Annotated in this window: 1 protein-coding gene; it reads left to right on the top strand. The window is 72.1% G+C overall.

From position 1 onward, the window contains the following. Window positions 1-671: IPT/TIG domain-containing protein (locus ACK41V_RS23650; RefSeq protein WP_409786132.1), on the top strand; the 671-nt coding region annotated here is incomplete at both ends.

Genomic DNA, 671 nt, shown 5'->3' with positions numbered 1-671 from the left:
CTGCATGACCGCACCGCGCGGCAGTTTGTGCAGCTGAACGGCGTGCGGCTGTGGCCGCAGCGGGCGTGGGTGGAGGAGGGCACGGGGCTGCACGTGCTGGAGTTTGTGGCGCTGGAGGGGCAGGGCGGCAACGTGTCGCTGCTGGCGGGCGTGGCGTCGTCGTCGGGGCAGCTGTGGCGCAGCGCGGCGGTGCAGTGGGGCTACAGCCCGCCGCAGCTGACGGGCATCAACACGGAGGAGGGCCCCAGCCGCGACGTCATGCGCCTGCTGCTCTTTGGCCGCAACTTTGGGCCACACCCGGTGGTGCTGGTGAACGGCGCGCCCGTGGACGTCACGCTGGCCACGCACACGTACATTGAGGCGCTGTACCCGGGCGACCAGGGCGCGGTGGTGGTGGCGGCGGGCGACCAGGTCAGCAACGAGCGCACCTTTGCCTTCTTCTCCCCCCTCATCATCGCGGACCGGCTGGGCAGCGGCGACGCGTCGGAGACGGCGGGTCGGTTCCGCACCAGCGGCGGCGCGCTGCTGGTGCTGCGCGGCAAGTACTTTGGGCACGACAACGTGACGGTGACGGTGGGCGGCAAGCTGTGCACGGAGCTGACGCTGACGCCGGACCCGGCGGAGGAGGACGTGAGCGAGGTGTCGTGCCGCGTGCCGCCGGGGGAGGGCAC

Origin of the sequence: Acidovorax sp., assembly GCF_046291265.1 — a bacterium.
Taxonomy (GTDB): domain Bacteria; phylum Pseudomonadota; class Gammaproteobacteria; order Burkholderiales; family Burkholderiaceae_C; genus Acidovorax.
This window is presented reverse-complemented; position numbering and strand designations above follow the sequence as displayed.